Origin of the sequence: Bradyrhizobium sp. Mp27, assembly GCF_029953005.1 — a bacterium.
Lineage (GTDB): Bacteria > Pseudomonadota > Alphaproteobacteria > Rhizobiales > Xanthobacteraceae > Bradyrhizobium > Bradyrhizobium barranii.
The window spans coordinates 2,501-5,704 of the sequence record NZ_JASAUS010000277.1 but is presented as its reverse complement, the minus strand read 5'-3'; the positions used below and the strand labels follow the sequence as shown (position 1 = coordinate 5,704).

The 3,204-nt window shown below is 53.9% G+C and carries 2 tRNA genes and 2 rRNA genes (1 of these 4 running past the window's edge); all 4 read left to right on the top strand.

Going from position 1 to position 3,204, the window contains the following annotated elements:
• Positions 1-304 precede the first annotated feature (304 nt).
• Positions 305-1,793, top strand: a 16S ribosomal RNA gene (locus QJT78_RS47745).
• 186 nt (positions 1,794-1,979) lie between these two features.
• A tRNA-Ile gene (locus tag QJT78_RS47740) sits at positions 1,980-2,056 on the top strand.
• Between the two features lie 33 nt (positions 2,057-2,089).
• Positions 2,090-2,165 (top strand) — tRNA-Ala (locus tag QJT78_RS47735).
• Between the two features lie 411 nt (positions 2,166-2,576).
• Positions 2,577-3,204: ribosomal RNA gene (locus QJT78_RS47730) — 23S ribosomal RNA — on the top strand; it runs 2,245 nt beyond the window's last position.
• The 16S and 23S rRNA genes sit together here with 2 tRNA genes alongside, the layout of an rRNA operon.

Below are 3,204 nucleotides of genomic sequence, written 5' to 3'. Positions count from 1 at the left end.
ATCGTCGGTAAGGGTGTCGGAACCCTTCCACTCTGGAAGGTTGGGGCCTCCTGGTCCCGGGCTGTTTGACAAGTGAAGATGAAGAAAGAGAAACGTGGACGGCGGAGTCCTTGCGCCTCTCGGACACTGAAGAGCTTCGGCTTTTGAGTTCTGAGAGGGGACGAAAGACTTCGGCGGTACACGTTTTAAAGGAAACACCATCGCTGCCAGCGATGTGAATCGCGGGCAGCTCGGCGACTTCGGTTGTCGAAATAATGGTGGGACCTCGTCAAACGTTGTGATCAGCCGGTTCAAAGTTCAAGTCCAACTTGAGAGTTTGATCCTGGCTCAGAGCGAACGCTGGCGGCAGGCTTAACACATGCAAGTCGAGCGGGCGTAGCAATACGTCAGCGGCAGACGGGTGAGTAACGCGTGGGAACGTACCTTTTGGTTCGGAACAACACAGGGAAACTTGTGCTAATACCGGATAAGCCCTTACGGGGAAAGATTTATCGCCGAAAGATCGGCCCGCGTCTGATTAGCTAGTTGGTGAGGTAATGGCTCACCAAGGCGACGATCAGTAGCTGGTCTGAGAGGATGATCAGCCACATTGGGACTGAGACACGGCCCAAACTCCTACGGGAGGCAGCAGTGGGGAATATTGGACAATGGGGGCAACCCTGATCCAGCCATGCCGCGTGAGTGATGAAGGCCCTAGGGTTGTAAAGCTCTTTTGTGCGGGAAGATAATGACGGTACCGCAAGAATAAGCCCCGGCTAACTTCGTGCCAGCAGCCGCGGTAATACGAAGGGGGCTAGCGTTGCTCGGAATCACTGGGCGTAAAGGGTGCGTAGGCGGGTCTTTAAGTCAGGGGTGAAATCCTGGAGCTCAACTCCAGAACTGCCTTTGATACTGAAGATCTTGAGTTCGGGAGAGGTGAGTGGAACTGCGAGTGTAGAGGTGAAATTCGTAGATATTCGCAAGAACACCAGTGGCGAAGGCGGCTCACTGGCCCGATACTGACGCTGAGGCACGAAAGCGTGGGGAGCAAACAGGATTAGATACCCTGGTAGTCCACGCCGTAAACGATGAATGCCAGCCGTTAGTGGGTTTACTCACTAGTGGCGCAGCTAACGCTTTAAGCATTCCGCCTGGGGAGTACGGTCGCAAGATTAAAACTCAAAGGAATTGACGGGGGCCCGCACAAGCGGTGGAGCATGTGGTTTAATTCGACGCAACGCGCAGAACCTTACCAGCCCTTGACATGTCCAGGACCGGTCGCAGAGATGTGACCTTCTCTTCGGAGCCTGGAACACAGGTGCTGCATGGCTGTCGTCAGCTCGTGTCGTGAGATGTTGGGTTAAGTCCCGCAACGAGCGCAACCCCCGTCCTTAGTTGCTACCATTTAGTTGAGCACTCTAAGGAGACTGCCGGTGATAAGCCGCGAGGAAGGTGGGGATGACGTCAAGTCCTCATGGCCCTTACGGGCTGGGCTACACACGTGCTACAATGGCGGTGACAATGGGATGCTAAGGGGCGACCCTTCGCAAATCTCAAAAAGCCGTCTCAGTTCGGATTGGGCTCTGCAACTCGAGCCCATGAAGTTGGAATCGCTAGTAATCGTGGATCAGCACGCCACGGTGAATACGTTCCCGGGCCTTGTACACACCGCCCGTCACACCATGGGAGTTGGTTTTACCTGAAGACGGTGCGCTAACCAGCAATGGAGGCAGCCGGCCACGGTAGGGTCAGCGACTGGGGTGAAGTCGTAACAAGGTAGCCGTAGGGGAACCTGCGGCTGGATCACCTCCTTTCTAAGGATGGTTCTTCAGAAGCTTGCTTCTATCGAACCGTTTTAGAAACATCAGTGGCCAACGATCGTCAGGATTGTTGAGCTGCATTGGCGGGATTTCGCCGTCTTCGTTTCTCTTTCTTCGCGGACGAACACGCGCTGGGCCTGCGTGAGCAGGGTCCCTGGTCCTTGACGGGATATGCGTTAGGGGCTTGTAGCTCAGTTGGTTAGAGCGCGCGCTTGATAAGCGTGAGGTCGGAAGTTCAAGTCTTCCCAGGCCCACCACACTCATCGAGTGAGCATTCGTCTTCTGGTTACGGGGCCATAGCTCAGCTGGGAGAGCGCGTGCTTTGCAAGCATGAGGTCGTCGGTTCGATCCCGTCTGGCTCCACCAGATGGTTTGATCATCGACTGATCGTGCACCTGAATCGTCCGCGAAACATCACTTCGCACTTACTAGTCCGGATGGACAGTAAGCTGCGTGATTTCTTACATCGTAAAGAGGAGATCGATCCGAGTTGGATCGGGCAACAAGCAATTGTTGCGCGATACTTCATTATCTCCGGATCATTTCGGCGCTCGTGCGCCTTTCAATGTAGCTCACAAGGCTGCGTCTGAAAGGAATGCGAGTTGTAAATGATCCTTTTAGCGAAGCTTGACCGCCTCGCTATCGGAACGATCTTACGAAGCAAGCTGGTCTTTCTAATCATTGTCCGGCTGCAGATAGCGTTCATCGAGGGCGCGTGCCGCAAGGTAATTCTGCAGACAACATTCTGCCGAGTGTGTGGACATTGATAATGAGAGCAATCAAGTGCCTTAAGGGTGTTCGGTGGATGCCTTGGCGCTGAGAGGCGATGAAGGACGTGCTACGCTGCGATAAGCCGTGGGGAGCTGCGAAGAAGCTTTGATCCATGGATTTCCGAATGGGGAAACCCACCTTCGATAGCCGGAACTCCAAGACCTTTGTCGAAAGACATCGGTGTGGGGTTCGATCAGATAATGTGAGAAGCCAGACCTTTAGATTTCGATCGAAGAGGTTTTGGATTTCCGGTTATCAAGAGAAGGTATGAGACTTCTGAATACATAGGAGGTTTCAAGCAAACCCAGGGAACTGAAACATCTAAGTACCTGGAGGAAAGGACATCAACAGAGACTCCGTTAGTAGTGGCGAGCGAACGCGGACCAGGCCAGTGATACATCAAAGACAATCGGAACCGGTCAGGAAAGCCGGGCCTTAGAGGGTGATAGCCCCGTACGAGTAATGCGATGATGTATCCACGAGTAAGGCGGGACACGTGAAATCCTGTCTGAACGCGGGGGGACCACCCTCCAAGCCTAAGTACTCCTCAGCGACCGATAGTGAACCAGTACCGTGAGGGAAAGGTGAAAAGCACCCCGACGAGGGGAGTGAAATAGACCTGAAACCGGACACC